The following is a 24,611-nucleotide window of genomic DNA, read 5'->3' as shown; positions in this document are numbered from 1 at the left end:
ATTCTGTTATACTTTGCACCACGAGGGCGCTTGGCCCATTACTGCGCTACATTGATTTCAACTGCAAGCCGCTCCGTGGCGCTGCCGAAGCGCACGCCGGAGACCGGTGCGGCGTCGCGGTAGTCGAGGCCGCAGGCGATGCGCACATAGCGCTCGTTCGGGCAGATGCAATTGGCGGCGTCGAAGCCAACCCAGCCAAGCCCCGGCACATGGGCTTCCGCCCAGGCATGGCTGGCTGTCTGTTCTTCGACGCCCTCCATCATCAGATAGCCCGAGACATAGCGCGCAGGGATATCCAGAAGACGGGCGGCGGCGAGGAAGACATGGGCATGGTCCTGGCAGACGCCCTCGCCATTTTGCAGCGCGCTTTCGGCATCGGTGCCGACATGGGTCGCGCCCGGCACATAGGCAATTCGCCCATGGATCGTGCCCATCAGCGCGTGGAGCAGCGAGAGCCGGTCATCGGCGGCGGGAATATCGGCCACCATGGCCCGGACGCTCTCGCCGGGCTCGGTGAGGGCGGTACGGCGCTGAAAAAGCCAGAGCGAGGCGAAGCCGCCGGTCTCGCCCAACATGCCCGCGCGGTCTTCGGTCTCGATCCGGCCGGTCGCGGTGATGGTGATATCATGCGCGTTGCGGTCATGGCGGACGAGATCGACTCGGTTGCCGAACCCATCGGTATAGGAGACCTCCGGCGCCGCGCCATCCACATCCACGCGCCAATCGAGCACCTTCTGGCCCGCCTGCGTCTGCGGCCTCAGCCTTAGCCGCTGCACGGCATAGGGAACGGGGAAATCATAATGATAGCGGGAGGTGTGGCGGATCGTCAGCAGCATGGGGCGGCTCTTTTCATGCTCAGTCGAAATTATAGGCTTCGGCGATCTCCGTGCCGAGGCGGTTGTTCTTGACGATGAAATCGGAAAGGAACTCGTGGAGGCCGGTTTCGAAAATTTTCATGATGTCGTTGTCCGCCAGCGTCGCGTGGGTCTTCTCCGCCGTCTCATGGGCGGCGTGGCGCGCGCCGTAATCCGCGGCGAGGAAGCCGAGATTGTCGACGATGTTGCGGTAGCAGAAATGCAGCGAGCGCGGCATCCGGCCGTTGAGGATCAGATAATCGGCGATATGCGCGGGCTTGTAATCGCCATCATAGACCCAGCGATAGGAGCGATGAGCCGAGACCGAGCGCAGGATCGATTCCCACTGATAATTGTCGAGCGTGGTGCCGACATAGGAAATGGCGGGCAGGAGCACGTAATATTTGACGTCGAGAATGCGGGCGGTGTTGTCGGCGCGCTCGATGAAGGTGCCGATGCGGGCGAAATCGAAGATCTCGTTGCGCAGCATCGTGCCATGGAACGCGCCGCGGATCAGCGCCGATTCGCGCGTGATCTTGTCGAGCACCGCTGGCAAATCGCTTTCCGGCACCGGGCGGGCGAGGGCCTTTTTCAAGACCATCCAGGCTTCGTTGACGCTCTCCCAGGTGTCGCGGGTGAGGGCCGTGCGCACCATGCGGGCGTTGGAACGTGCGGCTTCGAGGCAGGACATGACGCTCGACGGGTTGTCCGTGTCGCGCAGCAGGAAATCGGAGACGGTGGCGGCGGTATAGGCATCGTGCTTCTGCGAGAAGGCTGAAGCCGCGCCGGCGCTGACGATGACGGAAGACCATTCCTCCGGCGCGCCCGACGTCTTGGTCAGCGCCATTCTGAGCCCGGCATCGACGATGCGCGCCATATTCTCGGCCCGTTCGATATAGCGGTGCATCCAGTAAAGGCCGTTAGCGGTGCGTCCCAAAAGCATATTTTATGCATTCCCCTTTGGCCGTTTGGCTCTTTGTTATCTGCGTATCAGTCGTCGAGCACCCATGTGTCTTTCGTTCCCCCACCTTGACTCGAATTGACGACCAGTGAGCCTTCCTTCAGCGCTACGCGGGTGAGGCCTCCCGGCGTGATGCGAATCCGGTCGGAGACGAGGACGAAGGGCCGCAAATCGACGTGACGCGGCGCTAGCCCTTTTTCTGTAAGGATAGGCGTGGTGGAGAGCGCCAGCGTCGGCTGGGCGATGTAATTGCCGGGGCGGGCTTTCAGCTTCGCGGCGAAGGCTTCGCGTTCCGCCTTCGAGGCTGCCGGGCCGACAAGCATGCCGTAGCCGCCGGAGCCGTGAACCTCCTTCACGACAAGCTCTTCGAGATGTTCGAGCACATAGGCGAGGCTGTCTTTCTCGGAGCAGCGCCAGGTCGGCACGTTTTCGAGAATCGCCTTGCGGCCGGTGTAGAACTCCACGATCTCGGGCATATAGGAGTAGATTGCCTTGTCGTCGGCAATGCCGGTGCCGGGCGCGTTGGCGATAGTGATGTTGCCGGCGCGGTAGACATCCATGATGCCGGCCACGCCGAGCGTCGAATCCGGGCGGAAGGTGAGGGGGTCGAGGAAGGCATCGTCCACGCGCCGATAGAGCACGTCGATCGGCTGAAAGCCTTGCGTCGTGCGCATCGCCACCCGCCCGTCGACCACGCGCAGATCGCTGCCTTCGACCAGCTCCACCCCCATCTGGTCGGCGAGAAAGGCGTGCTCGAAATAGGCGGAATTGTAGATGCCGGGCGTCAGCACCGCGATGGTCGGCGCGCCCCTGGCGGCGGCGGGCGCGACGGCCGACAGCGACTGGCGCAGCAATTGCGGATAGGTCTCGACCGGGCGCACCTTCACATGCTGGAACAGCTCGGGGAAGAGCTGCATCATGGTTTCGCGGTTCTCCAGCATATAGGAGACGCCCGAGGGCGTGCGGGCATTGTCTTCAAGCACGTGGAACTGGTTTTCCGCCGTGCGCACGATATCGACGCCGATGATGTGGGTGTAGACATTGCCGGGCGGGCGGAAGCCGATCATTTCAGGGATGAAGGCCTCGTTATGGGCGATCAACTCCTTCGGGATGCGGCCCGCGCGCACGATCTCCTGCCGGTGATAGATGTCGTCGAGGAAGGCGTTGAGCGCCATGACCCGCTGCTCGATGCCCTGCGACAGGCGCCGCCACTCCTGGCCGGAGATGATACGGGGGATGATGTCGAAGGGAATCAGCCGCTCGGCAGCCTCTTCATCGCCATAGACGGCGAAGGTGATGCCCGTCTTGCGGAAAACATGCTCGGCATCGACCGTTTTCTGCGCGAGCTTGTCCTGGTTCTGCGTATCGAGCCATTTTTTCAGGGCTTTGTAAGGCGGGCGGACGCCGTCGTCCCCCGCCAGCATCTCATCGAATGGCTTCACCCATTGTCCCCATTGTCTCGATGTTCCCGTTTTTATTGTGGTTGAAATGCATTCAAGCGCATTCAGGGAAAAAAGCAAGCGCCATCCGCTCCTTTCGGGGGCAGATGGCGCTTTTGCCTAAAAAGCAGGCTGAAGGCTTAGTGAATGATCTCGCCATAGAGCTCGGCGATTGCCCAGGCGACGAGCACGAGCATCACCGAAGCGGCCAGAATGGTGAAGACGCGCGTACCCCACCGGCCCTGTTTTGCTTCTTGCTGATCGATAATCTTGGCCATGACGTAACCCTCTCGTTTTATCGGAAACGGGGGAAGGCCGCAGGAGTTCCCGCAAACAAACTGGCGACATTGCCAGCCTCTGGGGATTATATCGGACAATAACGGACAATAACGGACATTAACGGGCGCAAAGCGTGCGCAAAATGCGCGCAAATCATGGCCCACCTGGGCGTTGGCCGTTCGCTGGAGGCTTCGTCAACTATTTGATTTTCTTGCGTAAATATGGTGGGCGCGACAGGGATTGAACCTGTGACCCCTCCCGTGTGAAGGGAGTGCTCTCCCGCTGAGCTACGCGCCCTCCCGGAGCCGACCGGCTCGAAAGGTGTGGCGGGATATACGGAGAAGAATTCCGCCAGTCAAGCTGTCATGTATATCTTTCGACACATTCATCGGAGCCATCCTGCAATGCACTTGACGCGGTTCAAATGAGCTATATTATTGGGTCATATGAACCAATGTGTGGTGTGAAATGCAAGTCGCAACGGAAAAGCACCAGCTCTCCCCAGAGAAAACGCATGTTGCCTTGAAGGCGTTCAACAATATCGCCGCTGAGTGGAGGCTCCCGCTCGCCGAGGCCGCGGCGCTTGCGGATATGTCTGAAAGTACATGGAAGCGCGCGCGAAAGCCCGATTACGCGGGGGATTTGACCCGGGATCAGATGCTGCGGTTGAGCTGCCTTATTGGCATTTACAAGGCGCTCAAGCTCTATTTCAGCGACCCAATCGCGCGCGACTGGATGAGCTTGCCCAATCAGGGGCCGTTGTTCCATGGACAGCGTCCGCTCGATACACTCATCGAGGAGGGGCTGCCACAGTTTCTGAGGGTTAGAAATTATCTGGATGCGCTGCGGGGCGGCGCGTGAAAATCACGTCGATCAGCGATCGTGCCCTGGTTCGGCTCATACCCGCGACGTACCATAAACCGCCAAGCCTGCGGGGATTGGTGGATAGCGACGACGAGATGCAGATCCTGGCGGAGATCGAGGGCCTGACCAGCGCAAGGCTCACGGCGGAACGGGGTCGCAATCTCCATCTCGACAGCCGGGAACTGGCGTGGCTGCGGCGCAAGCATGATTTGCGTATCTACGGCAATTCGCACATCAACGCGGCCTTCACCTATACCCGGGAAGGTGGAAACCGCTTCAACGATGAGACGCGCGGCGCATGGTATAGCAGCTGGGACAGTCTCACCTCGGTGGCGGAAGTGGCCTTTCACAAAACCCGCGAGCTTGGCTATATCGGGCGCTTTGAGGAAACATCGCGCTATATCGAGCTTTTAGCGGATTTTATCGGCGATTTTCCTGATCTCACCGACGAGCCGGGCCATCCGGCGCTCGATCCGGAACCGGCGATCGGCTACGGCCAAGGGCAGGCGCTGGCGGAAAACCTTCGCAGGGAAGGCTGGTCCGGATTGATTTATCCATCCGTCCGGTGCCCGGGCGGCCGATGTCTCGTCGCCTTCGAGCCGGCCATTATCCAGAATGTCAGGCCCGGCGCTTCCTGGGATATCCGCTGGCAGGGCAGCGAGCATTATAGCGTGAGCGCGGTGTAAGACTCAAATCGCGCTCGCAATCCTGTCCTCGATATAGGCCGCGCGGAGGCGCAGGGTGATCGGGCCGGGCTTGCCGGTGCCGACGGGCTCGCCATCGATCTTCGTCACAGGCATGACGAAACCGGTTGCGGAGGTGTTGAAAGCTTCCGCCGCATTCTTCGCTTCCTCAAGCGTGAAGGCGCGTTCCTCATAGGGAATGCCGAGATTGCGCGCGAGATCGAGGACCGAAGCGCGCGTAATGCCGTGCAGGATGGCGGTGGACAGGCTGCGGGTGATGAGCTTGCCCTCGCGGCTGATAATATGCGCGTTCGATGAGGTTCCCTCGGTGACGTAACCATCCTCGACCAGCCAGGCATCATTGGCGCCGCGATGCACCGCTTCGGTCTTGGCGATCGAGGGGTAAAGGAGTTGGACGGTCTTGATATCGCGCCGGCCCCACCGCAGGTCCGGCATGCTGATGACCGAATTGCCCGTCTCAACTCTGGGATTGGCGAGGATTGCCATGGTTTGGGTGAAGAGCGTAACCGTCGGTACCGCATCCCCCGGAAACAGGAAATCGCGGTCGGCGGTCCCGCGCGAGATCTGGAGGTAGATGAGGCCTTCTTCCAGATTGTTCCGGGTTACGATCTCGCGGTGAATGCCGAGCAGGGTGTCGGGATCGAGCGGGGCAGGGATATTGAGCTCACCCAGCGAGCGCTTCAGTCGTGCGGCATGGCCGGGATAATCGATCAGCTTGCCGCCGATGACGGCGGTGACTTCATAGACCGCATCGGCAAAGAGAAAGCCGCGGTCGAAGATGGAGACCTTGGCTTCGCCTTCCGGAAGCCACTCGCCGTTTACATAGACAATGCGCTGCATGGCCGTCTCCTTTACGTTCACCTGAGCATGTATATCTGGCATGGGTCGCCCGCCCGCGCAGGTCCTGCATGGGGTTCGCGAATAATGAGCGCGTCGGCGCGGGCAAGCGCGCTCAGCACGGAGGAATCCTGCTGCGGCAAGGGCGAGGCGAACAATGCGCCGTCCCGGCCGGCGATAACTTGCGCGCGGATATGGTCGCGCCGGATGCCATTGGCAGGAAGGTCGCTTTCGAGCCGCGCCGTGCGAATGTCCGGCCTATAAGGCCTGCCGCCGAGCGCGGCGATAAGCGGGGCGAGGAAGAGATGCGCGCAGATGAGGCTCGATACGGGATTGCCCGGCAGGCCGAGCACACGGAGGGTTCTGAGCCGTCCGGACATCAGCGGCTTGCCGGGGCGCATGGCGATTTTCCAGAAGTCGAGCGCCATGCCGCGCGCCGATAACGCTGCATGGGCGAGATCATGATCGCCCACCGACGCGCCGCCGGACGTGACGAGAATATCGACACCTTCTTCGACCGCAGCGCCGATGGCAGCCTCGATACGTTCGAGATCGTCAGTGACGATCCCAAGATCACGCACCGCACCGCCATTCCGGCGGACAATTTCGGCGATTCCGACCGTATTGGAGGCGACGATCTGGTCGCGTCCCGGTGTGACGCCGGGCGGCACAAGCTCGTTGCCGGTGGCGAGGACAGCCACTTTCGGCTGGCGGACGCAAGCGAGTTCGGCATTGTTCGCGGCGGCGGCGAGCGAAAGGTCAGCCGCATCGAGTACGCGCCCGGGGTTGAGCAGTGTTTCGCCTTCCGTGAAGTCCAGTCCGGCGCGGCGAATGTTCCTGCCCGGCGCGACGCTTTCGAGCACACGAACCCTGTCACTGGACAGGCGCTCAGTGTTCTCCTGGATCAGCACCGTATCCGTACCATCAGGTACGGGAGCGCCGGTGAAGATGCGCACGGCTTCGCCTGAAGCAACCGTGCCTGAAAAGCGTTTGCCCGCCGCCGATTCGCCGATGACCTTAAGCTCAACCGGCACGCTCGCGACATCGGCGGCGCGGACCGCATAGCCATCCATCGCCGAGGCGTCGAAAGGCGGCTGGGTGTGCCGGGCAATGACCGGCCGCGCCAGAACGCGCGCGCCGGCCTGCATCAGCGGTATGGTCTCTTCGCCCAGCGCCGTGGCGTCGGCTAGAAGCCGCGCTAGCGCCTCTTCGACGGGCAACAGCGCCATGTCAGTCGCCTCCGGGGAGCGGTGCGGACCAATCGCCGGATTTGCCGCCGGTCTTGGAAAGAAGCCTTATACCGCCGATGACCATCGCCTTATCGGCGGCCTTGGCCATGTCGTAGATGGTGAGGCAAGCGACGGAAACAGCCGTCAGCGCCTCCATCTCCACCCCGGTCTTTCCCGTCAGCTTCGCCATCGCCTCGACGCGCAGGCCGGGGAGAACCTCATCGGCCTCGATGGCGACGGCGACCTTGGTCAGCATCAGCGGATGGCAGAGCGGGATCAGCTCGGCGGTCTTCTTGGCCGCCATGATGCCAGCGATACGCGCGGTTGCGATCACGTCGCCCTTGGCGGCGTTGCCGCTGAGAATTAGGTCCAGCGTTTCGCGGCGCATGGTGACGAAACCTTCCGCTACGGCAACACGTTCGGTTTCGGCTTTCGCTCCGACATCGACCATATGGGCCGCGCCGGCTTCGTCGAGATGGGTGAGGGGGGAGGTCATAGGGGGGCAAGTTCTTTTAGCGCAGGCGGAACAATACCCCCCTCTGTCCTGCCGGACATCTCCCCCTCAAGGGGGCACATTACGCCGTCATTGTCGTCTGGTACCAATCGCGAATGTTGCAGGATGAAGGCGGAGAGATGTGTCAGCCAATCTCCCCCCTTGAGGGGGAGATGCCCGGCAGGGCAGAGGGGGGTAACACCTGGAGCTGCCGTTTCCATTTCGAATGAACCCTTCTACCCAAACAGCAGCTTCGCCGTTGCAGCAGCAACATCCTCCTGCCGCATCAGGCTTTCGCCCACCAGGAACGTGCCGATGCCGGAGCGTTCCAGCCGCAGGCAGTCGTCATGGGTGAAGATACCGCTCTCGCCGACCAGCAGCCGGTCATCAGGCACCATCGCGGCCAGGCGTTCCGACGTCACAAGATCGACCTCGAAAGTGCGCAGGTTGCGGTTGTTGACGCCGATAAGCGGCGAGGAAAGCTTCAGCGCCCGCTCCATCTCCGCTTCGTCATGCACCTCGATGAGGGCATCCATGCCGAGCGAGAAGGCGGTTTCTTCCAGCTCATGGGCAAGATCGTCGGAGACGCTCGCCATGATGATGAGGATGCAGTCTGCCCCCCAGCTGCGCGCCTCATAGACCTGATAGGGATCGAACAGGAAATCCTTGCGCAGCGCGGGGAGGGCGCAGGCGTCGCGCGCGGCGGTGAGGAACTCCGGCGCGCCCTGAAAGGAGGGGGCGTCAGTCAGCACGGACAGGCAGGCCGCGCCGCCGCGCTGATAGGCTGCCGCGAGCGCGGGCGGGTCGAAATCGGGCCTGATCAGGCCCTTGGACGGGCTCGCCTTCTTGATTTCCGCAATCAGCGCAAACTTATTTTGGGCGCGCTTGGCCTGCAAGGCGTTGAGGAATCCGCGCGCCGGTGCCTGGTACGCGATCCTTGCCTTGACCTCGGAGAGCGGCATGCGCGCCTTGGCGGCGGCGATTTCCTCGCGCTTGTAGGCTTCGATCTTCTGCAGAATGTCGGCCATGGCTCACACAGCGCCTCCGCGATTGGATACGGCAACCAGCTTCTCTAATACCGCATTCGCGGCCCCGCTGTCGATGGAATGGGCGGCGAGGGTGATTCCTTCCTCGATATCCGCAGCCTTGCCCGCGATCACCAGCGCCGCGCCTGAATTCAAAAGCGTGATGTCACGGAAGGCGCCCTTGGCCCCTTCGAGCACGGCGCGCAGCGCCTCGGCATTATGCACGGCATCGCCGCCCTTCAATTCCGCCGGGTCGGCGCGGCGCAGGCCAACGCTTTCAGGCGTGATCTCGAACGTCCTGATCTCGCCATTCTCAAGCGCCGCCACATGGGTGGTGCCCGAGGTCGTCATCTCGTCGAGCCCGTCGCCGTGGACGACCCAGACCGTCTGCGAGCCGAGCTCTTTCAGCACATGGGCGAGAGGCTCCACCCACTGGCGCGCGAAGACGCCGACGAGCTGGCGCTTAACTCCCGCCGGGCTGGAGAGCGGTCCCAGCAAATTGAAGATCGTGCGGGTGCCGAGCTCGACGCGGCTCGGGCCGACATGGCGCATCGCCGAATGGTGCGAGGGGGCGAACATGAAGCCAAGCCCGGTCTCGCTGATGCAAGTGGAAATCAGCTCCGGCCCGGCTTCGATATTGATGCCGAGGGCGGCAAGCGTGTCCGCCGCGCCGGATTTCGAGGAAAGCGCGCGGTTGCCGTGCTTGGCCACCGGCACGCCCGCGCCCGCCACCACGAAGGCGGAGCAGGTGGAGACATTGTAGGAGCCGGACTGGTCGCCGCCGGTCCCGACGATATCCACGGCATCGTCAGGGGCTTCCACCGGCAGCATCTTGGCGCGCATGGCGGCGACGGCGCCCGCGATCTCGTCCACCGTTTCGCCGCGCACGCGCAGCGCCATCAGGAAGCCGCCGATCTGCGAAGGCGTCGCCTCGCCGGACATCATGATGCCGAAGGCTTCCTCCGCCTCCGTCCGGGTAAGGGGTGTGCCTAGCGCGACCTTGCCGATGTGAGTCTTCAAATCAGCCATGGGGTCCTCAAAAGGCCAATGCGCGGTCAACGGCGGTCTGGTTGACGCTGACAGGGTATTGCGTCTGCAGCTTGGCGACCAGCTGATCGAGAAGATCGTCGGAAAGGCGGGCGGAAAGGCCGTCGCGCTCGTTGGCCGGGATGGACTCCGGTCCGGCGGCGGCAGGCTCGACCGCATCAACGACCTTGAACACGATCTGCGCTCCGTCAGTCGCGGCAGGGGCAATGCCGGCCGTGCCGTTCGGGCCGCTGAACACCTGGGCCACGGCTTCGGTCCCGAGCTCGGTATCGTTGCCGACGCGGGTGATGCCGCGCTTGGTCTGCTTCGGCAGGTTCAATTCCGTGGCGAGTTGGTCAATGGTCGCACCGCCGTCGAGACGCTTCTTCAACTCCTCGACCTTGGCGGTCAGGCGCTTCTCCGCCTCTTCGGCCTTCCACTGCTCGATCACCTTGTCCTTGACTTCGTCCAGCGTACGGTCGCGGGCAGGGGTGACGCTGTCGACCTGATACCAGATATAGCCATTGTTGCCGACAGTCAGCGCGTCATTGTCGACGCCGGCGTCGGTCTGGAAGGCTGCGGGGAGGAGACGCTGCTTTTCCGGCACATCGACCGGCTTGCCATCCGGGCCGTTGCCGTCCTTGTCTACGGCGGCGACAGTCACCGCCTTCAGGTTCAGCTTCGACGCCGCGTCGGCCATCGTCATGCCGGACGAGCGTTCATCCTCGTAATGGTCATGGATGGCGGGGATTTCATTCATTGCCGCGGATACGGCGATGGTCTTGCGGATATCCGCCTCGACTTCGGCAAGCGGCTTCACATTTTGGGGGGTGATGGCGGTGACGCGCAGGATCACCGGGCCGAACGCTCCGGTCACCACATCGCTTACGCCGCCCTGGGGAAGCGCAAAGGCGGCATCGGCGATGGGCTTCTCGGGAAGCGCGTCCTTGGTATAGGTGCCCAGCGTCACATCCTGTTCCGTCTTGCCCTGCTCCTTGATGAGATCGTCGAAGGAGGTGCCGGCGGCGATCTTGTCATGCGCGGCCTTGGCGGCGGCGGCATCGGGGAAGGTCAGCTGCTGGATCGTCCGGGTCTCGGGCGTCGTGTAAAGGTTGATGTTCTTGTCGTAATAGGCCTTGATCTCTTCCGGCGTGACGGAAGGGAGGTTGGCGATGTCCTCGGGCGTCAGTTTCACATAGGTGATCTTGCGATATTCAGGCGCGCGGTATTCGCTCAAATGCGCGTCGAAATAGGTCTTGAGATCGCTGTCGGACGGGTTGGGGATCGTGCCGGCACTGGAGAGGGGCACGGTGACATAATCGATCGTCCGGCTTTCACCCTGATAGAGCGCCAGCGCTTTCAGAAGCGTGGCGGGCGCCTGCACGCCATCGGAGACGGCCTCGACGATCTGCTGGCGGCGCGCGATCTCGGCGCGATTCTTCAGGTAATCGTCCGGCGTCATGCCGACCTGGCGCAGCACATCGAGGAAGCGCGTCCGGTCGAACTGGCCGGCGCCATTCTGGAAGGCGGGGTCCTGCGCGGTCAGCTGCAGCAGCCGGTCTTCCGAGAGGCCGAGCTTCATCTGCCGGGCTTCCTCGTCGAGAACGACACCAGCGGCGAGCTGGGCGAGCACCTGGTTGGTAATGCCGAAAGCCTGCGCCTGGTCGCGCGTCAGCCGCTGGCCGAACTGCTGCGACAGCGCCATCAGCTGCCGGTCATAGGCCAGGCGGAACTGCGTCGGAGTCACTTCGGACCTGCCGGCGGAGAGAACCGCATTGCCGCTCATATCGCTGCGGAATACATCGGCAATGCCCCAGGCGGCGAAACTCAACACCAGGACTCCGAGAAGAAGCTTGGCGACCCAGGAGCGGGCGGCATTACGCAAACTGTCGAGCATAGGACTATCCTGGCTTTAAGAGATGTCACATTGAAAATTCCGGATAGCCTTAAGCCGAGCCGGGATCAAGGATTCATTGAATCGCGGCAAACTTGCATTGCATCAGGGATTTGATAGTCAGGCGAAAGAAAAAACATCAGGGAGGAGTGATGCAATGACCCCAGCCATCCGTCCAATGGTCGCCGGCAATTGGAAAATGAACGGCACGGGGGAGGCACTCGCAGAACTGCGCGCCATCGCCGCCGGGATCGGTTCCGGCGATCTGGCCGTCAAGATCGACACCGTCATCTGCGTTCCCGCAACCCTTATCTCCCGCGCGGCCGAAGTGCTCGCCGGCACGCCGGTCGGCCTTGGCGGGCAGGACTGCCATATGAAGGAAACGGGCGCGCATACGGGCGACATCTCCGCCGCCATGCTGGAGGAGGCGGGCGCGGATTACGTCATCGTCGGCCACTCCGAGCGGCGCACCGATCACCATGAAACCGACGCGCTGGTGCGCGCCAAGACCGAGGCCGCATGGAAGGCGGGGCTGACGGCCATTGTCTGTGTCGGCGAAACGGCGGCAGAGCGTGAGGCCGGGCAGACGCTTGACGTAGTGGGCCGCCAACTCGCGGGCTCGCTGCCCGATGGGGTGACAGCTGAGACGACGATCATCGCCTATGAGCCGGTCTGGGCCATCGGTACCGGCCTGACGCCCACGGCGGACGATGTGGAAAAGGCCCACGCCTTCATGCGCAGCGAGCTGATCGCGCGGTTCGGCGAGGAGGGCGCAAAACTCCGCCTCCTCTATGGCGGGTCCGTGAAGCCTTCGAACGCAGTCGAGCTTCTCGGAGTGATAAATGTCGATGGCGCGCTGGTTGGTGGAGCGAGCTTGAAAGCGGCGGATTTCCTCGCTATTTGCCACGCTTATACCAGCTTATAGACGAGGAAATGCCGCATTTCACCCCTGATACGGCTTGGATTATCCGGCAATAGAGTGTAAAGAGCGCCATCCAAAGCGAGAAAGCAGATTCATTTCCATGCAATCCCTGCAGCCTATCATCATTGTGATCCATCTCCTGATTGTCATCGCGCTCGTCGGCGTGGTGCTCATCCAGCGCTCCGAAGGCGGCGGGCTCGGCATCGGCGGCGGCTCCGGCTTCATGACCGCGCGCGGCGCGGCCAACGCCCTGACGCGGACGACGGCGATCCTGGCGGCTGCTTTCTTCGCCACCTCCATCATCCTCGGCGTCATGGCGCATCGCGGCGGCGGTGCAAGCAATATCCTCGACCGTATCCCGGCTGCGGTTCCCGGCCAGACCACTCCTGCTACCCCGGGTTCTGGCGGCGTCCTCAACCAGTTGGGCGGCGCGTCGTCGCAGCCCACCCCTCCGGCGGGTACGGCTCCGGCTCAACCGGCGACGCCTTCGCAAGCAACGCCCGAGAAACCCGCAGAAACGGTTCCCAATTCACAGTAGGGCCGTAAGTATTAACGGCTTTGCCTGAAATAATTAAAAGCCCGTCGAAGTATCGATGGGCTTTTAATCTTTTTTAATATGTTTCGTATTACTGATGTGAATTGTCGGAGAGCCTAAGTGTTGCAGCCGGGCCATACATCAGGCCCATTTCCCTTGATCACAAAGATTGTGCGTTGAGTGAAAAACATGTTTGGCGTATCTGAAATCAAAAGGCCGGTATCCGAGATTTTCCCGATCCGCCCCGGCTTGCCAGGTCTCATTCTTTCCAGGGGTAATCCCATGTTTTCACGCCTTGTCCTCCTCGCGAGTGTCGCGGGACTGTGTCTGACTGTTCCCGCGATGGCGCAGCCCGCCGTCCAGAGCGCCACCACCAGGGCAACCGTCGGCGCCGATGCGCTGCTCAAGGAAGTTTCTCTCGCCACCGGCAGCAAGGAATCGCCAGCCAAGAAGCCGCAGGCTCGCAAGAAGAGTGGAGCGCAGCAGAGCAAGGCTTCGACGGCACGCAACAAATACAACATCGATCCGAAATACATGCCGCAGGAAGTGGCGTTTTCCGGCTACAAGCCCGGAACAATCGTGATCGACCCGAGACAGAAGTTCCTCTATCTCGTCGAGTCCTCCACCACCGCGCGCCGCTACGGCATCGCGGTCGGCAAGGAAGGGCTGCAATGGAAGGGCACCGCCGTCATCGGGACCAAGCGCGAATGGCCGCGCTGGATTCCCACCAAGGAAATGATCGAGCGCAGCCCGGCACAATATGCCAGGTACAAGGACGGCATGGATGGCGGCCCCGGCAACCCGCTCGGCGCCCGCGCGCTCTATCTTACACAAGGCAACAAGGACACTTATATCCGCATCCACGGCACCACCCAGCCCTGGACGATCGGCAGCTCCGCTTCCAACGGCTGCTTCCGCATGGTCAACGAGCATGTGATGGATCTCTACAATCGCGTGGATGTCGGCACCGAAGTCATCGTCCGCTGATTGGTCATTTACAGCCAAGTCGAAAGCCGGGTTCAGGCCCGGCTTTTTTGCTGCTATCGGCTCCACCGCCATCCTCTGGCTTGTCCCTGATATCTGCGATGGTGAGGCTAGTCAGGACGGCCATTGGTTTTTCAGCGTCGTAGATTCTCGGGACAGGCCCGAGAATGACGTGTGAAATGGCTGTGCTTAGCCAAGAAAAACAAAGAGTTATAGCCAGCTTTAAAAGCAACGAGTAAATTAGCGTCATGAAACGAACCCGGTGGAAAATGCCGCCGGGGACGATTTTTTTGTGGCGGAATCGATCAGGAGGGTCTAACGACGTAAGCCCATGGCGCGATATGTATTCATCACTGGCGGCGTGGTTTCTTCCCTTGGAAAAGGCATCGCTGCCGCAGCACTTGCGGCTCTCCTGCAGGCACGCGGCTACCGTGTGCGCATCAGGAAGCTTGACCCATATCTCAATGTCGATCCGGGCACGATGTCGCCTTACCAGCATGGTGAGGTGTTCGTGACGGATGACGGGGCGGAGACCGACCTCGATCTTGGGCATTACGAACGGTTCACCGGGCGTCCTGCCAACAGGCAGGACAACATCACCACGGGCCGCATCTACCGCAACATCATCGAGAAGGAACGCCGCGGCGATTATCTGGGCGCGACCGTCCAGGTCATTCCGCACGTCACCGACGAGATCAAGAACTTCATCACTGAAGGCAATGAGGATTTCGATTTCGTGCTGTGCGAAATCGGCGGCACGGTCGGCGATATCGAGGCGATGCCTTTCCTGGAAGCCATCCGTCAGCTCGGCAACGAGTTGCCGCGCGGCAGCGCCGTCTATATCCATCTGACGCTGATGCCCTATATCCCGGCGGCGGGCGAGCTCAAGACCAAGCCGACGCAGCATTCGGTCAAGGAACTGCGCTCCATCGGCATTGCGCCGGATATTCTTCTGGTGCGCGCGGACCGGCCCATCCCGGAATCGGAGCGCCGCAAGCTGTCGCTGTTCTGCAATGTGCGGCCTTCGGCGGTCATTCAGGCGCTGGATGTGGCAAGCATCTATGACGTGCCGACCGCATACCATGCGGAAGGGCTCGACTCGGAAGTGCTGGCGGCCTTCGGCATCGATCCGGCGCCGAAGCCGCGCATGGAGCGCTGGAAGGAGGTTTCCGACCGCGTCCATAACCCGGAAGGCGAAGTGACCATCGCCATCGTTGGCAAATATACCGGCCTCAAGGATGCTTATAAGTCCCTCATCGAGGCGCTGCATCATGGCGGCATAGCCAACCGGGTGAAGGTCAATCTCGACTGGATCGAATCGGAAGTGTTCGAACAGGAGGACCCGGCCCCGCACCTCGAAAAAGTGCATGGCATCCTTGTGCCGGGCGGGTTCGGCGAGCGCGGCTCGGAAGGCAAGATCCTGGCGGCGAAATTCGCCCGCGAGCGCAAGGTGCCCTATTTCGGCATCTGCTTCGGCATGCAGATGGCCTGCATCGAGGCGGCGCGCAATCTGGCGGGCATCGAACAGGCATCCTCCACCGAGTTCGGCCCCACCAACGAGCCGGTCGTCGGCCTGATGACCGAATGGTTGAAGGGCAACATGCTGGAGAAGCGCTCGAAATCGGGCGATCTCGGTGGCACCATGCGGCTCGGCGCGTATGAAGCACGTTTGAAATCCGGAACCCGCATTGCCGATATCTACGGGTCGCCGGAGATTTCCGAACGCCACCGCCACCGCTACGAGGTCAATATCGACTACAAAGAGCGGCTGGAGGAAACCGGGCTGGTGTTCTCGGGCATGTCGCCGGATGGCGTTCTGCCGGAGACAGTCGAATATCCTGACCATCCGTGGTTCATCGGCGTTCAGTATCACCCCGAGCTGAAATCCCGCCCCTTCGAGCCGCATCCGCTGTTCGCCTCCTTCATCGCGGCGGCGGTGGAGCAGAGCAGGCTCGTCTGACGCGATGCAGGCTCCCGCTCCGTCACGCAAGGCTCGCCCGGTCGACCATCTGGTGCTTCCCACGGCGAGCCTCGATGTGGCGCGGGAGCGGCTTGCGACATTGGGCTTCACGGTGGCGCCGGAGGGGAGGCACCCCTTCGGCACCGTCAATGTATGCACCTATCTGGCGGACGGCACATTTCTCGAATCGCTGACGATAGGCGAGCGTGAAACCTATGAGCGGGCGGCGATTGACGGAAATGTCTTCGTCGCCCGCGACCGCGCATACCGTTTCCGCAATGGTGAAGAAGGCTTTGCCGCCCTCGTCATGGGGACGGAGGACGCGCGCGCCGATCACCTCGCCTTCACCAGCGCCGGTGTCTCGGCCGGGGGTATCCTGGACTTCTCGCGCCCTTTCCTCACGCCTGACGGAGACGAGGATGAGGCGGCTTTCCGGCTCGCCTTCGCGGCCGATCTGCGCGCGCCCGATATGTTCTTCTTCACCTGCCAGCGGGTGAATGTACCTGACGTGGACCGCAGCGCGCTGCAAAGACATGAAAATGGCGCTGTTGCCATTCGCCAGATCGTGCTGAGCGAGCCGAACCCGAGCGATTTCCAGTATCTGCTGCAGGACGTGATCAACCAGCGGGAGGTGAACGCCCATTCCTTCGGTATGGATATTCGCGCTGCCAACGCCAATATAACGGTTCTGACCCCGGAGGGGCTTGAGGCTTTCGTTGGAGCCAAGGCGCCGCATGGCAAGCGGGGACTGCGTCTGCAAGGCATCGTCTTCACCGTGAGCAACCTGAAAAAGGTCGAGGACCTTCTTTCCGGCAATGGCGTCGCATTCGAAAAACGCGGGCCACGCATCATCGTTCATCGCGCCCAAGGGCAGGGCGCAATATTCGCATTCGAGGCATGATATGACTTCTCCCAACTCCACCGTTACCGCAGGCTCGGTCTCGTTTTCGAATTCCGGTCCCTTGTCGCTCATCGCCGGGCCATGCCAGATGGAAAGCCGCCAGCACGCCTTCGACATGGCAGGTGCGCTGAAGGAATTGACGCAGAAGCTGGGCATCGGCCTCGTCTACAAATCCAGCTTCGACAAGGCCAACCGCACGTCGCTAACGGCCAAACGCGGTATGGGCTTGGAAAAAGCGCTGGAGGTCTTCGCCGATCTCAAGAAAGAATTCGGCCTGCCGATGCTCACCGATATCCACACGGAAGAGCAATGCGCCATTGTCGGCGAAGTGGTCGATGTGCTGCAGATTCCCGCCTTCCTCTCCCGCCAGACCGATCTCTTGATCGCGGCGGCCAAGACCGGACGGGTAATCAACATCAAGAAGGGCCAGTTCCTCGCGCCCTGGGACATGAAGAATGTCATCGCCAAGGTAACGGACAGCGGCAACCCGAACGTGCTGGCGACGGAGCGCGGTGCTTCCTTCGGCTATAACACACTCGTCTCCGACATGCGCTCCCTGCCGATCATGGCAGGCTTCGGCGCGCCTGTTATCTTCGACGCGACCCATTCGGTCCAGCAGCCGGGCGGGCAGGGCGGATCATCGGGCGGCCAGCGCGAATTCGTCGAGACGCTAGCGCGGGCAGCGGTCGCCGTGGGCGTCGCGGGGATCTTCATCGAAACCCACGAAGACCCCGACAACGCGCCTTCGGATGGTCCGAACATGGTGCCGCTCGACCAGATGCCGCGTCTGCTCGAGACGCTGATGGCGTTTGATCGGATCGCGAAAGGGTAAGTCAGAGGCGTTGCTTTACAGACGATAGCCCTCGCGGTAGCTTCCTTCGACATCTATCGCGGAAATTAAAATGGGCTCGGGCGATATGACTATTGCGGAAATAGTTCGCAAGAAGAAGCGAAAGCTCGATACGCTCAAAGCAAAAGCGCGCCCTGACGCCCTGGATAATCTCGAATCCGTTCAGCGTATCGATATCACCTACACATCGAACGCGCTGGAAGGGAATACCCTTACTGCCGGCGAAACCGCATTGGTCATCGAGAAAGGGATCACGGTCAGCGGAAAGCCGCTGAAGGATCATCTTGAAGCGGTGGATCACGTCCGGGCTCTGGATTGGGTTATCGAGATCGGCTCACAAAAAGGCGGCGCAATCCGCGAGACCGACATCAGGACCTTGCACCAGCTCGTGGTCGCCCAATCCAAACCTGATATCGCCGGGCGCTATGCCGATACCGCGCGCTTTGTGAACACCGGTTCCGGACCGCATCAATTCCCATCGCCTGCCGAAGTGCCGGTCATGATGCGCGATTTCGTTCATTGGCTGGAACAAGCAGGCGATGAGCCGGAAACCGCATTCGAAGCCCATCGGCGCCTTGTCGCCATCCATCCGTTCAATGACGGCAATGGCAGGACAGCGCGCCTGTTGATGAATCTCATTCTCATACGCGGCGGATATCCGCCGATTGCCATTCGCCCGGAGGACCGGCCAGCCTACATCGCTGCCTTGGAAGAAGGGCAGGCGGGGCAGGGATATGAGGCTTTTGACAGACTCATGTTTTCCCGGCTGGATCAGACACTGGACCTTTATCTGAGTGCAGTGACAGAATCGTTTTCGAGCGAGAATTCGCAGCGCCAGCCCAATTGAAGGGTCCCGTCCGATGGAGCGCGAAGAGGCGGCATTTCTTCCAGCCGATCTGTGACACTGATTTCACGAACAAGGGATTTTCCTTCCACCCTCCTTTCGCTATTGAAGGCGCGAGAGTTCTCTCGCGCTTCATTCGCAATGGAAGGAATACCCACCATGACTGCTATTATCGACATCGTCGGTCGTGAAATTCTCGACAGCCGCGGCAATCCGACCGTGGAAGTCGATGTGAGGCTGGAGGACGGGTCCTTCGGCCGGGCGGCGGTGCCCTCGGGCGCTTCGACGGGCGCGCATGAGGCGGTGGAATTGCGCGATGGCGGCTCGCGCTATCTGGGCAAGGGCGTCGAGAAGGCGGTCGATGCGGTCAATGGCGCGATTTTCGATGCGCTGGCCGGCATGGATGCGGAAAACCAGCTTCATATCGATCAGACCATGATCGAACTCGACGGCACGCCGAACAAGAGCCGCCTCGGCGCGAACGCCATTCTCGGCGTTTCGCTCGCTGTTGCCAAGGCCGCAGCGCAGGCAACCAGCCTGCCGCTCTATCGCTATGTCGGCGGCGTGAACGCGCATATCCTTCCCGTGCCGATGATGAACATCATCAATGGCGGCGCGCATGCCGATAACCCCATCGATTTTCAGGAATTCATGGTGCTTCCCGTGGGCGCCACCTCCATGCGCGAGGCGGTCCGCTATGGCGCCGAAGTGTTCCATACGCTGAAGAAGCGCCTGAAGGACGCCGGCCACAACACCAATGTCGGTGACGAAGGTGGTTTCGCGCCGAACCTCAAAAGCGCCGAGGCGGCTCTGGACTTCATCGTCGAGTCCATCGAGAAGGCCGGCTTCAAGCCGGGCGAGGAGATCGCCATCGGCCTCGACTGCGCCGCGACCGAATTCTTCAAGGGCGGCAACTACGTCTATGAGGGCGAGAACGTGACGCGCGACGCCAAGGCGCAGGCCGAATACCTCGCCAAGCTCGCCACCGATTACCCGATTATCACCATCGAGGACGGCATGGCCGAGGATGATTGGGAAGGCTGGAAATATCTGACCGACCTCATCGGCAAGCGCTGCCAGCTTGTTGGCGATGATCTCTTCGTGACCAATTCCGCGCGCCTGCGCGACGGTATCAAGCAGGGTGTGGCGAACTCGATCCTGGTCAAAGTCAATCAGATCGGCTCGCTGTCGGAAACGCTGGACGCGGTCGAGACCGCCCACAAGGCCGGCTACACCGCGGTGATGTCGCACCGCTCGGGCGAAACCGAGGATTCGACCATCGCCGACCTCGCCGTCGCCACCAATTGCGGGCAGATCAAGACCGGCTCTCTCGCCCGCTCCGACCGGCTCGCCAAATACAATCAGCTCATCCGTATCGAGGAAGAGCTTGGGCCGCAGGCGCGTTATGCGGGCTACTCGGCGTTCAAGCGGGTCTGATAGTTCTTTGCTTCTCGCCGCGCGTCGTTATTGGCGCGCGGCGATTTATTGATAATAGTTGATAAACTGGTATATGTGTCTGGATGGAGAAATGCACATGATCAGCGCCGACTTAGGCAAGCAGCTTGAAAGCTACATCCAGGAACTCGTCGATAAGGGCAGGTACGGCTCGAAAAGCGAGGTTCTGCGGGAAGGGGTAAGGCTGGTCCAGGAGCGGGAGGCAAAATTGGCCGCGCTGGATGCTGCGATCATGCGTGGTTTGGCTGATGCCGACGCGGGCCGCACACATGCCGCTGAAGAGGTTTTTGCTGAACTGCGAGCGCGCTACCAAGCGATGATTCCAAGGGGAGACGAATGAACGTCCGTCGCGGTCCTGTTTGAGAATTAGCCATACTGTATTGGGATTATTCTCACGAATTCGCACTTCCGGCAAAGCGCGGCACTCTAATCCTCCCCGGAAAAACCACGATAACGAGGCCAGCCAGCACCAACCCCATGCCGGTCATGCGGGCGGGGCCGAAATGTTCGCCCAGGAACAATGCCGCCGAGGCTGCGCCGAAGATCGGCACGAGCAGCGAGAAGGGCGCTACGGTGGCGGCCGTGTATCGCTTGAGCAACTGCCCCCAGATGGCAAATCCTAGAATGGTTGAAAGCACGGCGATGTAGAGCACCGCGCCCGCGCCGCTCCAATTGATGGTCAGCAACGCGTGGCCGACCGTCTGCGGGCCGTCCAGCAGCAGCGACAACAGGAGCAGCGGGATCGGCGGGATGAGGCTCAGCCAAACCACCAGCGCCAGCATGTCGACCTTTCCGGCGCGTCTCAGAAGCACGTTGCCGACAGCCCAGCACAGGGCGGCGGCAAGGCAGAGACCAAGGCCGGCAATCGAAAAATCGCTGCCATTGGCAGTCGCCGAAATCGCCAACAGGCCTGAAAACGCGACCAAGGTGCCCGCCAGCTGCCGGGGCATCGGCCTTTCGCGCAGGAACGCCGAGGCGATGAGGATCGTCAGGAAGGCTTGCGATTGCAGGACGACCGAGGCGAGCCCGGCGGGGAGGCCGACGGCCATGCCGGTGAAAAGCAGGGCGAACTGGCCGAAGAACAGCATCATCCCGATCCAGAGGAAGAGCGGCCAGGCTATGTTCGGTCGCGGCAGGAAAAAGACGGGGAGGGCCGCGATGGCAAATCGCAGCGCGGCAAGCAGCAATGGCGGAAAACTGCCAAGCCCGACCCGGATTACGGTGAAGTTTATGCCCCATATCGCCGCGACGAGGAGGGCGAGAAAGAAATGCCTGGGTTTCATGTCTGACGACCTGCCTGCGCGAAGTGATGGATTTGTCTTCTGCGTGGAAGGCTTATCGGGTGTTGGAACATAAATGAAGCTGGCGTTTCGTTGCCGTCCGCAATCCAGCCTACGCACGGCGGAATGCGCGATTTGATTACCGCGGCGTTCGGTCAGGAAGCCGGATTGTAAGCCTCTGTTAAGCAAAACAATGTTTGTGTGCTGCCTTGGTAGCCGCATGATCCTGACCGAAAAGTCAGCACCTTTTGGATCATGCGCGAAGGTATCGGGACCATGTGGACAAAACAGAAGCGCAAATCGATTCGTGGACGGCTGATCGTGCCGGCTCTTACAGCCGCGTTTCTCTATTATTTCGGTTTTCACGCCTATCACGGCGAATACGGCATCAATGCCCGGGTGAAGCTGGAAGAGCAGATCCGCATCATGAACGACCAGCTCGCCGAATTGACGCGCCAGCGCACCGATCTGGAGCGGGAAGTGGCACTCGTGCGCGACGGCTCCATCGAGAAGGATATGCTCGACGAGCAAGCGCGCCGCGCCCTGAATCTGTCACGCCCGGATGAAGTGACGATCATGCTGCCGCACTGAAATTTGATCGCGCGGGACGAGGCGGGCGATGATCCGCCGCCCGCGAGTGAGAGCGAAAACGCATAGCTAATTAACCGAAACGAGGTTAATCACCTTTTTATCGTGTATTATTAGGATGTTATAATCTCATAGCAGCCATGCGCTGGGTGCATATTGTATCTTGTGTGACACCCGTTTATCCTCCCCGCCAACCATAACAGGGAGTGAGTAATGGCACCGAGGGCTAACCAAGCTCCTGCGCCGAAAGCGCAGGCGGCTTCTACAAACGCACCCAAGGCACCCAAGCCTGCCGATTTCACCAAGGACCAGGAAATCGACGCCTATCGCGAAATGCTGCTGATCCGGCGTTTCGAGGAAAAGGCCGGCCAGCTCTACGGCATGGGCCTCATCGGCGGCTTCTGCCATCTCTATATCGGCCAGGAAGCGGTCGTTGTCGGCATGCAGCTTGCGCTGAAGAAAGGCGACCAGGTCATCACGGCCTATCGCGACCATGGCCATATGCTTGCCACGGGCATGAGCCCGCGCGGTGTCATGGCGGAGCTGACCGGACGGCGCAACGGCCTTTCCAAGGGGAAGGGCGGCTCGATGCACATGTTCTCCAAGGAAAAATATTTCTATGGCGGCCATGGCATCGTCGGTGCGCAGGTGCCGCTCGGCACGGGCCTTGCTTTCGCTAACAAATATCGCGGCAACGACAATGTCTCGATCACCTATTTCGGTGACGGCGCGGCCAACCAGGGCCAGGTCTATGAGAGCTTCAACATGGCCAAGCTCTGGGGTCTGCCGGTGGTCTACGTGATCGAGAACAACCGCTACGGCATGGGAACCTCGACGGCGCGCGCCTCTGCGCAGACGGATTTCTCCAAGCGCGGCGCCTCCTTCGATATCCCCGGCATCCAGGTCGATGGCATGGACGTGCGGGCCGTAAAAGCTGCTGGTGATGAAGCTGTCGAATGGGCCCGCGCCGGCAAGGGGCCGATCATTCTGGAAATGCTCACCTACCGCTATCGCGGCCACTCCATGTCGGACCCGGCAAAGTACCGCTCCAAGGATGAAGTGCAGAAGATGCGCTCCGAGCATGACCCCATCGATCAGGTGCGCAACCGGCTTATTGAAAAGGGCTGGGCGAGCGAGGACGAGTTGAAGGCAATCGACAAGGATGTGCGCGATATCGTCGCCGACGCGGCGGATTTCGCGACAAACGATCCCGAGCCCGACGCGTCCGAACTTTACACCGACATCCTGCTCTAAGGGGAGGGAAGACATGCCCGTAGAAATCCTCATGCCCGCCCTTTCCCCGACGATGGAAGAGGGCAAACTCAGCAAATGGCTGAAAAAAGAGGGTGACAAGGTCACCTCCGGCGATGTGATCGCCGAAATCGAGACCGACAAGGCGACGATGGAAGTCGAAGCCGTCGATGAAGGCACGCTCGGCAAGATCCTAGTGGCCGAAGGCACCGACAATGTGAAGGTGAATACGCCGATCGCCGTGCTGCTCGGTGAAGGCGAGAGCGCCGATGCCATCGGTTCCGCCTCTGCGCCGAAGGCGGACGCGGATACGCCCGCTGCCACATCCGGTGATGCCGGCGGCAAGGCTCGCCAGTCGAGCGAAGAGCCATCGGCTGCCACCGAAAGCAAAGTGCCGGCCCAGCCGAAGCTGGATGTCGCTTCCGACCCGGATATCCCCGAAGGCACCGAAATGGTGAAGATGACGGTCCGCGAAGCGTTGCGCGACGCGATGGCCGAGGAAATGCGCCGCGATGGCGATGTCTTCATCATGGGCGAGGAAGTCGCCGAATATCAGGGCGCTTACAAGGTCACGCAGGGGCTGCTGGAAGAGTTCGGTCCGCGCCGCGTGGTCGATACGCCGATCACCGAGCATGGTTTTGCCGGCGTCGGCGTCGGCGCTGCCATGGCGGGGCTGCGGCCCATCGTCGAATTCATGACCTTCAACTTCGCCATGCAGGCCATCGACCAGATCGTCAATTCGGCGGCGAAGACGCTCTATATGTCCGGCGGCCAGATGGGCGCACCCATCGTGTTCCGCGGGCCTAGCGGTGCGGCTGCCCGCGTGGCGGCCCAGCATTCGCAGTGCTATGCCGCCTGGTACAGCCATATTCCGGGGTTGAAGGTGGTGATGCCTTACACCGCCGCCGACGCCAAGGGCTTGCTCAAGGCCGCGATCCGCGACCCGAACCCGGTGATCTTCCTCGAAAACGAAATCCTCTACGGCCATCATTTCGATGTGCCTGTTCTGGATGATTTCGTCCTCCCCATCGGCAAGGCGCGCATTCACAAGCAGGGCAAGGATGTCACCATCGTCTCCTTCGGCATCGGCATGACCTATGCCATCAAGGCGGCGGAAGAGCTGGCAACCCTTGGCATCGATGCTGAGATCATCGACCTGAGGACAATCCGCCCGATGGACCTGCCGACGGTGATCGAATCTGTTAAAAAGACCGGACGCTGCGTCACGGTCGAGGAAGGCTTCCCGCAATCATCGGTCGGTACCGAGATTGCGACGCGCGTCATGCAGCAGGCATTCGATTATCTCGACGCGCCTGTCATCACCGTCGCGGGCAAGGATGTGCCGATGCCCTATGCGGCGAACCTCGAAAAGCTGGCGCTGCCGAGCGTCGCCGAAGTCGTCGAGGCGGTCAAAGCCGTAACCTATACCGCTTAAA

25 protein-coding genes and 1 tRNA gene are annotated in these 24,611 nt (G+C 61.3%); 14 read left to right on the top strand and 12 right to left on the bottom strand.

What is annotated here, in order from left to right; translation table 11 throughout:
- Positions 1–38 precede the first annotated feature (38 nt).
- The 5 genes from ACOWVG_RS11090 to ACOWVG_RS11070 form a co-directional block, all read right to left on the bottom strand.
- Positions 39–836 (bottom strand): transglutaminase family protein, encoded by a 798-nt coding sequence (locus ACOWVG_RS11090; protein ID WP_420962210.1) that lies wholly within the window; start codon positions 834–836, stop codon positions 39–41.
- Positions 837–855: 19 nt separating this feature from the next.
- Positions 856–1,797 (bottom strand): alpha-E domain-containing protein, encoded by a 942-nt coding sequence (locus ACOWVG_RS11085; RefSeq protein ID WP_420962208.1) that lies wholly within the window; start codon positions 1,795–1,797, stop codon positions 856–858.
- Between the two features lie 47 nt (positions 1,798–1,844).
- Positions 1,845–3,257: a circularly permuted type 2 ATP-grasp protein gene (locus ACOWVG_RS11080; RefSeq protein WP_420962206.1), complete on the bottom strand. Its 1,413-nt coding sequence runs from the start codon at positions 3,255–3,257 to the stop codon at positions 1,845–1,847.
- A 137-nt stretch (positions 3,258–3,394) separates the two neighbouring features.
- On the bottom strand, positions 3,395–3,532 hold the full coding sequence (locus ACOWVG_RS11075; RefSeq protein ID WP_420962204.1) for a hypothetical protein: 138 nt from the start codon (positions 3,530–3,532) through the stop codon (positions 3,395–3,397).
- A 223-nt stretch (positions 3,533–3,755) separates the two neighbouring features.
- Positions 3,756–3,830, bottom strand: a tRNA-Val gene (locus ACOWVG_RS11070).
- A gap of 171 nt (positions 3,831–4,001) precedes the next feature.
- Here ACOWVG_RS11070 and ACOWVG_RS11065 point away from each other — a divergent pair.
- Both ACOWVG_RS11065 and ACOWVG_RS11060 read left to right on the top strand, forming a co-directional pair.
- Positions 4,002–4,394 (top strand): MbcA/ParS/Xre antitoxin family protein, encoded by a 393-nt coding sequence (locus ACOWVG_RS11065; protein ID WP_420962202.1) that lies wholly within the window; start codon positions 4,002–4,004, stop codon positions 4,392–4,394.
- A complete protein-coding gene (locus ACOWVG_RS11060) occupies positions 4,391–5,083 on the top strand; it encodes an RES family NAD+ phosphorylase (protein WP_420962200.1) in 693 nt (230 codons plus the stop codon). Before ACOWVG_RS11065 ends, ACOWVG_RS11060 begins: the two co-directional genes overlap by 4 nt.
- Positions 5,084–5,086: 3 nt before the next feature.
- Here ACOWVG_RS11060 and ACOWVG_RS11055 read toward each other — a convergent pair whose 3' ends face one another.
- From ACOWVG_RS11055 to ACOWVG_RS11030, 6 genes are all read right to left on the bottom strand, one after another.
- Positions 5,087–5,941 (bottom strand): D-amino-acid transaminase, encoded by an 855-nt coding sequence (locus ACOWVG_RS11055; RefSeq protein ID WP_420962198.1) that lies wholly within the window; start codon positions 5,939–5,941, stop codon positions 5,087–5,089.
- A gap of 17 nt (positions 5,942–5,958) precedes the next feature.
- Complete coding sequence (gene glp / locus ACOWVG_RS11050) at positions 5,959–7,167, bottom strand: gephyrin-like molybdotransferase Glp (RefSeq protein WP_420962196.1); 1,209 nt, start codon at positions 7,165–7,167, stop codon at positions 5,959–5,961.
- 1 nt (position 7,168) lies between these two features.
- The gene (moaC, locus tag ACOWVG_RS11045) at positions 7,169–7,663 is read right to left on the bottom strand and encodes a cyclic pyranopterin monophosphate synthase MoaC (protein ID WP_420962194.1); all 495 of its coding nucleotides are present in this window, start codon (positions 7,661–7,663) and stop codon (positions 7,169–7,171) included.
- 233 nt (positions 7,664–7,896) lie between these two features.
- On the bottom strand, positions 7,897–8,688 hold the full coding sequence (gene trpC / locus ACOWVG_RS11040) for an indole-3-glycerol phosphate synthase TrpC (RefSeq protein WP_420962192.1): 792 nt from the start codon (positions 8,686–8,688) through the stop codon (positions 7,897–7,899).
- Positions 8,689–8,691: 3 nt separating this feature from the next.
- Positions 8,692–9,714, bottom strand: coding sequence for an anthranilate phosphoribosyltransferase (gene trpD / locus ACOWVG_RS11035; protein WP_420962190.1), 1,023 nt, complete (start codon positions 9,712–9,714; stop codon positions 8,692–8,694).
- A 7-nt stretch (positions 9,715–9,721) separates the two neighbouring features.
- Positions 9,722–11,608 carry a peptidyl-prolyl cis-trans isomerase gene (locus ACOWVG_RS11030; RefSeq protein ID WP_420962188.1) on the bottom strand — a complete coding sequence of 629 codons (1,887 nt, stop codon included), beginning with the start codon at positions 11,606–11,608 and terminating at the stop codon, positions 9,722–9,724.
- 154 nt (positions 11,609–11,762) lie between these two features.
- Here ACOWVG_RS11030 and tpiA point away from each other — a divergent pair, with 154 nt between their 5' ends.
- From tpiA to ACOWVG_RS10985, 9 genes are all read left to right on the top strand, one after another.
- Positions 11,763–12,530 carry a triose-phosphate isomerase gene (gene tpiA, locus ACOWVG_RS11025; protein ID WP_420962186.1) on the top strand — a complete coding sequence of 256 codons (768 nt, stop codon included), beginning with the start codon at positions 11,763–11,765 and terminating at the stop codon, positions 12,528–12,530.
- Between the two features lie 106 nt (positions 12,531–12,636).
- Entirely contained in the window at positions 12,637–13,065 is a 429-nt protein-coding gene (gene secG, locus ACOWVG_RS11020; protein ID WP_420962417.1) for a preprotein translocase subunit SecG, read from the top strand.
- Positions 13,066–13,344: 279 nt separating this feature from the next.
- Positions 13,345–14,049 carry a L,D-transpeptidase gene (locus ACOWVG_RS11015; protein ID WP_420962184.1) on the top strand — a complete coding sequence of 235 codons (705 nt, stop codon included), beginning with the start codon at positions 13,345–13,347 and terminating at the stop codon, positions 14,047–14,049.
- A gap of 328 nt (positions 14,050–14,377) precedes the next feature.
- Entirely contained in the window at positions 14,378–16,006 is a 1,629-nt protein-coding gene (locus ACOWVG_RS11010) for a CTP synthase (protein WP_420962182.1), read from the top strand.
- 4 nt (positions 16,007–16,010) lie between these two features.
- Positions 16,011–16,907, top strand: coding sequence for a VOC family protein (locus ACOWVG_RS11005; protein ID WP_420962180.1), 897 nt, complete (start codon positions 16,011–16,013; stop codon positions 16,905–16,907).
- A gap of 1 nt (position 16,908) precedes the next feature.
- Positions 16,909–17,739 (top strand): 3-deoxy-8-phosphooctulonate synthase, encoded by an 831-nt coding sequence (kdsA, locus tag ACOWVG_RS11000; RefSeq protein WP_420962179.1) that lies wholly within the window; start codon positions 16,909–16,911, stop codon positions 17,737–17,739.
- Positions 17,740–17,809: 70 nt separating this feature from the next.
- The gene (locus ACOWVG_RS10995; RefSeq protein ID WP_420962177.1) at positions 17,810–18,604 is read left to right on the top strand and encodes a Fic family protein; all 795 of its coding nucleotides are present in this window, start codon (positions 17,810–17,812) and stop codon (positions 18,602–18,604) included.
- Between the two features lie 156 nt (positions 18,605–18,760).
- Complete coding sequence (gene eno, locus ACOWVG_RS10990) at positions 18,761–20,038, top strand: phosphopyruvate hydratase (RefSeq protein ID WP_420962176.1); 1,278 nt, start codon at positions 18,761–18,763, stop codon at positions 20,036–20,038.
- Between the two features lie 97 nt (positions 20,039–20,135).
- Entirely contained in the window at positions 20,136–20,396 is a 261-nt protein-coding gene (locus ACOWVG_RS10985; protein WP_420962175.1) for a type II toxin-antitoxin system ParD family antitoxin, read from the top strand.
- Between the two features lie 52 nt (positions 20,397–20,448).
- On the opposite strand, the gene ACOWVG_RS10980 is transcribed toward ACOWVG_RS10985, so the two are convergent.
- Entirely contained in the window at positions 20,449–21,339 is an 891-nt protein-coding gene (locus tag ACOWVG_RS10980) for an EamA family transporter (protein ID WP_420962173.1), read from the bottom strand.
- Between the two features lie 273 nt (positions 21,340–21,612).
- Here ACOWVG_RS10980 and ACOWVG_RS10975 point away from each other — a divergent pair, with 273 nt between their 5' ends.
- From ACOWVG_RS10975 to ACOWVG_RS10965, 3 genes are all read left to right on the top strand, one after another.
- Complete coding sequence (locus ACOWVG_RS10975) at positions 21,613–21,927, top strand: FtsB family cell division protein (protein WP_420962172.1); 315 nt, start codon at positions 21,613–21,615, stop codon at positions 21,925–21,927.
- Between the two features lie 210 nt (positions 21,928–22,137).
- Entirely contained in the window at positions 22,138–23,178 is a 1,041-nt protein-coding gene (gene pdhA / locus ACOWVG_RS10970; RefSeq protein WP_420962170.1) for a pyruvate dehydrogenase (acetyl-transferring) E1 component subunit alpha, read from the top strand.
- Positions 23,179–23,191: 13 nt separating this feature from the next.
- Complete coding sequence (locus ACOWVG_RS10965) at positions 23,192–24,610, top strand: pyruvate dehydrogenase complex E1 component subunit beta (RefSeq protein ID WP_420962168.1); 1,419 nt, start codon at positions 23,192–23,194, stop codon at positions 24,608–24,610.
- The last annotated feature ends 1 nt before the right edge of the window (position 24,611 follow it).

This window comes from Brucella sp. IR073, assembly GCF_049065735.1.
Taxonomy (GTDB): domain Bacteria; phylum Pseudomonadota; class Alphaproteobacteria; order Rhizobiales; family Rhizobiaceae; genus Paramesorhizobium.
The sequence above is the reverse complement of the archived record's forward strand: the minus strand, read 5'-3'. Positions and strand labels throughout refer to the sequence as shown.

Excerpts from the sequence above, each read along its gene's own strand:
- trpD (WP_420962190.1), bottom strand. The coding sequence starts at position 9,714 with ATGGCTGATTTGAAGACTCACATCGGCAAGGTCGCGCTAGGCACACCC.
- ACOWVG_RS11075 (WP_420962204.1), bottom strand. The coding sequence starts at position 3,532 with ATGGCCAAGATTATCGATCAGCAAGAAGCAAAACAGGGCCGGTGGGGT.
- ACOWVG_RS10980 (WP_420962173.1), bottom strand. The coding sequence starts at position 21,339 with ATGAAACCCAGGCATTTCTTTCTCGCCCTCCTCGTCGCGGCGATATGG.
- ACOWVG_RS11055 (WP_420962198.1), bottom strand. The coding sequence starts at position 5,941 with ATGCAGCGCATTGTCTATGTAAACGGCGAGTGGCTTCCGGAAGGCGAA.
- ACOWVG_RS10985 (WP_420962175.1), top strand. The coding sequence starts at position 20,136 with ATGATCAGCGCCGACTTAGGCAAGCAGCTTGAAAGCTACATCCAGGAA.
- eno (WP_420962176.1), top strand. The coding sequence starts at position 18,761 with ATGACTGCTATTATCGACATCGTCGGTCGTGAAATTCTCGACAGCCGC.
- pdhA (WP_420962170.1), top strand. The coding sequence starts at position 22,138 with ATGGCACCGAGGGCTAACCAAGCTCCTGCGCCGAAAGCGCAGGCGGCT.
- ACOWVG_RS11090 (WP_420962210.1), bottom strand. The coding sequence starts at position 836 with ATGCTGCTGACGATCCGCCACACCTCCCGCTATCATTATGATTTCCCC.
- kdsA (WP_420962179.1), top strand. The coding sequence starts at position 16,909 with ATGACTTCTCCCAACTCCACCGTTACCGCAGGCTCGGTCTCGTTTTCG.
- trpC (WP_420962192.1), bottom strand. The coding sequence starts at position 8,688 with ATGGCCGACATTCTGCAGAAGATCGAAGCCTACAAGCGCGAGGAAATC.
- ACOWVG_RS10995 (WP_420962177.1), top strand. The coding sequence starts at position 17,810 with ATGGGCTCGGGCGATATGACTATTGCGGAAATAGTTCGCAAGAAGAAG.
- ACOWVG_RS11065 (WP_420962202.1), top strand. The coding sequence starts at position 4,002 with ATGCAAGTCGCAACGGAAAAGCACCAGCTCTCCCCAGAGAAAACGCAT.
- tpiA (WP_420962186.1), top strand. The coding sequence starts at position 11,763 with ATGACCCCAGCCATCCGTCCAATGGTCGCCGGCAATTGGAAAATGAAC.
- glp (WP_420962196.1), bottom strand. The coding sequence starts at position 7,167 with ATGGCGCTGTTGCCCGTCGAAGAGGCGCTAGCGCGGCTTCTAGCCGAC.
- ACOWVG_RS11005 (WP_420962180.1), top strand. The coding sequence starts at position 16,011 with ATGCAGGCTCCCGCTCCGTCACGCAAGGCTCGCCCGGTCGACCATCTG.
- ACOWVG_RS11015 (WP_420962184.1), top strand. The coding sequence starts at position 13,345 with ATGTTTTCACGCCTTGTCCTCCTCGCGAGTGTCGCGGGACTGTGTCTG.
- ACOWVG_RS10965 (WP_420962168.1), top strand. The coding sequence starts at position 23,192 with ATGCCCGTAGAAATCCTCATGCCCGCCCTTTCCCCGACGATGGAAGAG.
- ACOWVG_RS11030 (WP_420962188.1), bottom strand. The coding sequence starts at position 11,608 with ATGCTCGACAGTTTGCGTAATGCCGCCCGCTCCTGGGTCGCCAAGCTT.
- ACOWVG_RS11010 (WP_420962182.1), top strand. The coding sequence starts at position 14,378 with ATGGCGCGATATGTATTCATCACTGGCGGCGTGGTTTCTTCCCTTGGA.
- ACOWVG_RS10975 (WP_420962172.1), top strand. The coding sequence starts at position 21,613 with ATGTGGACAAAACAGAAGCGCAAATCGATTCGTGGACGGCTGATCGTG.
- moaC (WP_420962194.1), bottom strand. The coding sequence starts at position 7,663 with ATGACCTCCCCCCTCACCCATCTCGACGAAGCCGGCGCGGCCCATATG.
- ACOWVG_RS11085 (WP_420962208.1), bottom strand. The coding sequence starts at position 1,797 with ATGCTTTTGGGACGCACCGCTAACGGCCTTTACTGGATGCACCGCTAT.